The 5522-nt window shown below is 62.1% G+C and carries 7 protein-coding genes; 6 read left to right on the plus strand and 1 reads right to left on the minus strand.

Features of this window, described 5'->3' with window-relative positions:
- Nucleotides 1–482 (minus strand): site-specific integrase (locus KBZ15_RS17430; protein ID WP_255016493.1); only part of this gene is annotated, 482 nt, incomplete at its 3' end.
- 192 nt (nt 483–674) lie between these two features.
- Here KBZ15_RS17430 and KBZ15_RS17435 point away from each other — a divergent pair.
- From KBZ15_RS17435 to KBZ15_RS17460, 6 genes are all read left to right on the plus strand, one after another.
- Nucleotides 675–884 carry a helix-turn-helix transcriptional regulator gene (locus tag KBZ15_RS17435; RefSeq protein WP_255016494.1) on the plus strand — a complete coding sequence of 70 codons (210 nt, stop codon included), beginning with the start codon at nt 675–677 and terminating at the stop codon, nt 882–884.
- A 295-nt stretch (nt 885–1179) separates the two neighbouring features.
- Nucleotides 1180–4143 carry a plasmid replication protein, CyRepA1 family gene (locus tag KBZ15_RS17440; RefSeq protein WP_255016495.1) on the plus strand — a complete coding sequence of 988 codons (2964 nt, stop codon included), beginning with the start codon at nt 1180–1182 and terminating at the stop codon, nt 4141–4143.
- Nucleotides 4144–4334: 191 nt separating this feature from the next.
- On the plus strand, nt 4335–4496 hold the full coding sequence (locus tag KBZ15_RS17445; protein ID WP_255016496.1) for a hypothetical protein: 162 nt from the start codon (nt 4335–4337) through the stop codon (nt 4494–4496).
- Nucleotides 4493–4921: a hypothetical protein gene (locus tag KBZ15_RS17450; RefSeq protein ID WP_255016497.1), complete on the plus strand. Its 429-nt coding sequence runs from the start codon at nt 4493–4495 to the stop codon at nt 4919–4921. Before KBZ15_RS17445 ends, KBZ15_RS17450 begins: the two co-directional genes overlap by 4 nt.
- Before the next feature lie 32 nt (nt 4922–4953).
- Nucleotides 4954–5262, plus strand: a complete 309-nt coding sequence (locus KBZ15_RS17455; protein ID WP_255016498.1) for a hypothetical protein — start codon at nt 4954–4956, stop codon at nt 5260–5262.
- A complete protein-coding gene (locus tag KBZ15_RS17460) occupies nt 5259–5435 on the plus strand; it encodes a hypothetical protein (RefSeq protein ID WP_255016500.1) in 177 nt (58 codons plus the stop codon). The genes KBZ15_RS17455 and KBZ15_RS17460 overlap by 4 nt, the downstream gene beginning before the upstream one ends.
- Nucleotides 5436–5522: the final 87 nt, after the last annotated feature.

Below are 5522 nucleotides of genomic sequence, written 5' to 3' on the forward strand. Positions count from 1 at the left end.
TGCGCATTGCGGCAGCCATTGCGAGCAGCAGCAGCGATCACGCCAAGCACTGCATCGAGGTCTGGCTCAGCCAGTGCTCTGGTGCACTTAGCCGCCGTCAGCATTGACCGGCGTGGCATCGGATTGCGCGGCACACCAGACACACCAGAACGGCATGGTTCCGACGCCCACCGATACATCGCCGAGATGGCAGCGATCCGTCGGTTAAAGGTGCGCGGCTTGAGCTGGCCGCCTTCGACCTGCTGCAGCAAGCCATCGACGAAATCTTGCGCCACTGCCGGATCGAGCAGCCGCAATGGCACGCCGGCATGGTGCAGATCACGCCAGTCGACTAGGTGCCGAATCTCGCGCTGGTATCCCGATCTGGTTTCGGTGCTGCCGGTGCGACTGCAAGCCGCCAGAAACCGCCGCACCAGCTCAACGTCACACCAGACCGCTGCACCTGCTGCAGCAGCGTCAAACATGCGCGATACGAAGGCCAAGGCTTCGGCGCGATCCATGCCAGCGAAGACCGCCGGCACTTGACGTAACTGGCCTTGCGACTGAACTGCGAGCACTTGCTGGCGGCGGCTGGTGGCACCGTAGCCATGCGACCGTACAACCGCAAGGTCATGCGACCGCATGGTTGCACAGTCGCCAGAATGACGGCACTATCCCGACAGCAGCCAAACCGCATGGCACTGATCTGCACGCTCGACATCGAAATGGCGCGGCTCAAGCTGACGACGGCCAGCCTGGCCAAGCAGCTCGGCATTAACGAATCAACGATCAGCAAGCTGCGCCGCAACCAGTTCTCGATGATCGACGTCAAGAACTTCGAGAAAATCTGCCTAGCTCTAAAGCTGCAGCCAGGCGACTTGCTGCACATCGAAAGCCAGACCTGACCACCCACAGACCTACCAGATGGCCAACCACGCAATCACACGACCGCATGACCGCAAGGTCACGCGATCACACGACCACCGCCACGACTAGCGGCACTGTTTTATCCAAACACCATCTATAGTGGTTTTAGCAATGCGATGGCAATCGCAGCGCATCAAGAAAGCCAGGCATTGCTGCCTGGCTAACTGGCTAACGAAAGCAGATAAACCAACCCGATAAAGCGACTGCAATCGCTGAACCGGACAAGCCAACGGACAGATCCCGCCAACTCGCAGCCGCTGTAACGGCCTTGCAATGACTGTAATCCACCCAGCTCCAGACCGCCAGCTTTCCCTGCACTGGGACACCGAACCGCGTGCACTGGCGCACCATCTGGCCGAATGGACCACCGGCAGCGCAGTCTCACCAGGCATTGCCGAGCAGGCGCTCGACTCGCTGAAAGGCAGTCACCAGGTGCTCGGCTTCCTGAATCCGACGAAGCTCGGTCGCAACCTTGGTTACGCAACCAAGCAGGTGCAGCGTGCACGCGAGCACTACGCACGGCCGTGCCGTGGTGGCTGGCTGGCATCTGGTCATGCGCCACTGGAAGACGGCCGCATGGTGCCGGTCACGTTCAAGCCGGATTACGCGCGGATCGGCAGCGATCGCAAGCCGATCAAATACGAAAGGCCAGCCGGCTCGGCGCCCGTGCCGTACTTTCCGCCGCTCGATGCCACCAGCTATGAAGTCATCGCCGCGCGTGCTGGTCTGACGCCGCCGGCCTTCGTGTCGAGCTGGTCGGCATGGCTCTGGCTGCTGGCGCAACCTGCCGTCGAGTTATGCCTCGACGAAGGTGAGAAGAAATCCTCCGCCGCGTGCAGCCATGGCTGGCTGACCATTGGTCTGGCTGGCATCTGGAACGGTTGCCCGAAACCGAAAGACGCTGCCGGCGTGGTCTTCGGCGCTCCGACGCTGATCGCTGAACTGCAGTGGCTCAGCATCCGGCCGAAAGGTGCACCGCTGACCATTGGCTTCGACGCCAGCGAAAGTGCACGCGGCCGCGTTGCAATCCGCCAAGCAAGGCGCCGCCTTGGCCATCTGCTGCTCGACGCCGGCCACCAGGTGCGCATCCGCGAAATGGTGCAGCCGCAAGGTGCAGCCGGTTTCCTTAAAGGCGCCGACGATCTGCTGCTGCATGGTGGCGCTGCTGCACTTGCTGCGCTGCCGGTGCTGCCGTTCAAGCAGTGGCTGGAAGACACCAGCAAGCAAGCAATCACCGATCACCTGCTGCAGCCGTTCAAGACCAGCGGCCGCCAGCATCGAATCATTGCCCGGCACTTCAAGGCCAGCGATGTGCCGAGCAGCGCCGCACTGGTTGCGCTGATTGGTGGCCTTGGCACAAACAAGACCGGCGCATTGGCCGAACGGGCCAGCACTAGCCGCATGGTGTCGATCACGCACCGGCGCTCGCTGGCCGACAACCAAGGGCACCGCTTCGGCTTGGCCGTTAAGCGCGAAGGCCAGGTGATGCACGCCTTCGATCAGTCGCAAGCGCACTTACGGCAAGTCGAAGAAGGCTTCGTGGTGGTGGTCGACAGCAGCTACATAGGCGGCAGCAGCGAACTACGGCCAGAGCAGTGCCGTGGCGCCGTGCTCTTTATCGACGAAGCCGACGCGTTTCTGCGCCATTGCCTGACCGCCGCCACGCACATCAGCCAGCACCGCGCCAGTGCAGTGGCCAACCTTGCCGCTTGCGTTGCTGCTGCCGACCAGGTGGTGCTCGCTGGTGCGCACATCGACGAAACCACGCTGGCCGCCTTCGAGGTCATGCGCGGCGATGGCGCCAAGGCGCACATCATCGAGTCGACGCTGCAGACCGCCGCCGGCCGCGAACTGGTCATGTACCGCAAGGTCGAAGACCTGCTGCAGCAGATGCGGAACCTATGCAACCGCCGCGCGCCTTTCGTCTTCCACACCGGCAGCAAGAAGACCAGCTCGAAGATGGCGCCGGTCAACCTTGCGCGGCTGGTGCGCCGCTGGTGGCCGGATGCGCGGATTCTTGAAATGACAGCAGAAACCATCCGCGAGCCTGACCATCCGGCAGCAGCAGCCATCGAAGATCCCCAGAAATTGCTGGCTTTCGATGTGGTTTTGGCCAGTCCGGTGCTTGAAACCGGCTTCAGCATCGAAGACCACGCCGGCCACTTTCAAGCCGTGCTCGGCCACACCAGCGGCCATGTCACAGCCCACGCCGCCGTGCAAAGCCTTGGCCGGCTGCGCAGCAGCGTGCCGCGTTACGTCTGGTGCAATCACACCGGCAGCCGCGTCGGCAATGGTGCGCCGGTGGTCGACGAGCTGGAAACCGGCAAGCTCGAACATGCAATCCAACTGGTGCGGCTGCACCTGGTCGACGCTGCCGAAGCCTGCCCGGATGCCGCGCGCTACCTGCGGTGGTGGTCGCAACTTGCTGCCGATCAGAACTGGCTGGCGCCGCATTACCGGCACGCCGTGGCAGAACTGCTCGGCCGCGAAGGTTATGCCGTGCAGCGGCTTGATCTGGTTGGCAGCGAAGCCGGCACCGAACTGATCGACCTGCTCGACGAAGACCGCACCGAAACGATTGCCGAAGAAACCGCAGCAGTTGCGGCCACGCCGGCACCGATGCCACGCCAGCTCGAACAACTTGAACAGCGGCAGCGGCTAACGGCCGAAGAACGCCGCATCATTGAACGTGGCCGCATTTACCGCGACCTTGGCATTGGATTGCCAACGGCCAAGCAAGTCGAAGCCAGTCGCAACGATGGTTACGGAAAGATCATGCAGCACCTGCTGGTGGTCGACAGCGACGCTCGCAAGCAATGGCAGCAGCAGAAAGGCGAATCTCTATCGCCAAGCCAGCGGCACTTCGCACCGGATACAACCAAGGCAATGGCGCCAGCAACGCGCGCTACTGCGCTGCAGCAGATGCCATGGCTGCTTGAACTGGTCAACCTGGCCGGCACTGGTCAGACGCGGATCATGGCCGACTACGAGGCGACGCACGACACCGCCAAGAAGTACGGCAACCGCTGGCGAGAAGTCTTCGGCTTCAATCCGACCAGCGGCACATGCCGAACCTATGTGGCGTCGATGCTGGCCTTACTTGGCTTCAAGCTGAACCGCACCAGCCAGCGCGCGCGCATCGGCGGACGCAGGTTCTGGCACTACGAAGTGCTCGACGAGCTGGCCGCAATCGACCGGCAGCAGGTGATGGCCACCATGCGACAGGCCTTGCAATGACTGGGACTGGGCCATTTGCTCTGTAAGTGTATTTATCCTGCTCGAAATGACCCACCAGCAGAACCCATTCGAAGCCATGTGGAATGACTACAGCCGCACATGGCGGGGCACGTTTGAGCACGATGGCAAGGGCTTCGATTGTTCCACGCTAAAGAACGCGAGTAGACTGAAGCGTAGGCAATCACGCAGCTATGCCGACTCCGAACCTGCTTTACAAGATGGGCGATGCAATCATCCGCCAACTTCAAGTTGAGGCTCTGCTTGAACGTCCCGACGATGATCTTCCAAATGCGCCCACCGCTGATCCGCTGACCAATCCGCAAGCACGCCGCGAAGTGGTGGTGCACTCATGACGGACTTCGACAGCGAAATCGACAAGCAGCACCGCCAAGCGCAAGACGCTGAAATCCGCGCCGTGCAAGTGCTTGAACGGATGCGGCAGATCCCAGGCATGGCCACGATCGTCGACAAGATGCCACGCCGCTTCGGCCAAGCACCGAACCCATACGCACCAGGCAGTCGCAACCTGACCGCCGCCAGCCTGCTTGAAAGGCACGATCCGGCATTGGCGCACCATCTGGCAACGCTGGTCGGTGCAACCATCGGCGCGCCGGACTATGCCGCCAAGGCGCAAGCCGAAGCGAAAGCCGCCGAGATCGACCGGATGCGGCAAGCGACCGAGCGCGCTGCTGCTGAAAACGAGCTGCACCGCCGAGCACGCGAACGCGCATCGCTGGCTGGCGTGCAGATGCTGACCGGCCGCCGGCTAGGTCAATGAGAGTCGCAAAAGCACATCCGGTCGCTGGCTGGTTGCGCGTCGAAGGTCGCGTTTACAGCGCCACGCTCGACCGGATCTTGAACGATCGCGACAAGCAGATGCTCGACGATCCGAACTGCTCCGGCTTGCCACCAGTCAGCCGCGAGTGGTTCTGGTCGACGCAACTGCCGGCACTGGTCAACGATCCGAAGATCCGCGATCAGGTGCTCAGCCGCCTAGGCGACTTGGCAGCTATGCAGCAAGCAATCGACCACCAGGTGCAGCAGCAAGCCGGCGCACTGCTTGCACAGCAAGCCGAGATCGCCGCCGAGCTGGCACTGCTTGAACAGGTGCTGCCGTGATTCATTCGGATCTGGCAGTTGCCGCAACCGCACTTACGGAAACTGCCGCAGTGCTTGAACCGGCTGCACTTTCTGACCTGGTGCCGCTGTTTGCTTGTGGTCTGGTCATGGCCCAGCGCCAAATGCTGCTGTATCTGCTCGACACCGAGCCCGAATGGCCGTGGAACCAATGACTGGCACCAGGACTTTCTACGGCAACGTGCCGAACAGCTATCGCCGCGCATGGCTTGAAGTTGTCTTCCCGAAGCGTGCTGCTGCCT

Origin of the sequence: Cyanobium sp. BA20m-p-22 (assembly GCF_024346275.1) — a bacterium.
Taxonomy (GTDB): Bacteria; Cyanobacteriota; Cyanobacteriia; order PCC-6307; family Cyanobiaceae; genus Cyanobium_A.

Excerpts from the sequence above, each read along its gene's own strand:
- KBZ15_RS17435 (WP_255016494.1), top strand. The coding sequence starts at position 675 with ATGGCACTGATCTGCACGCTCGACATCGAAATGGCGCGGCTCAAGCTG.
- KBZ15_RS17440 (WP_255016495.1), top strand. The coding sequence starts at position 1,180 with ATGACTGTAATCCACCCAGCTCCAGACCGCCAGCTTTCCCTGCACTGG.
- KBZ15_RS17445 (WP_255016496.1), top strand. The coding sequence starts at position 4,335 with ATGCCGACTCCGAACCTGCTTTACAAGATGGGCGATGCAATCATCCGC.
- KBZ15_RS17450 (WP_255016497.1), top strand. The coding sequence starts at position 4,493 with ATGACGGACTTCGACAGCGAAATCGACAAGCAGCACCGCCAAGCGCAA.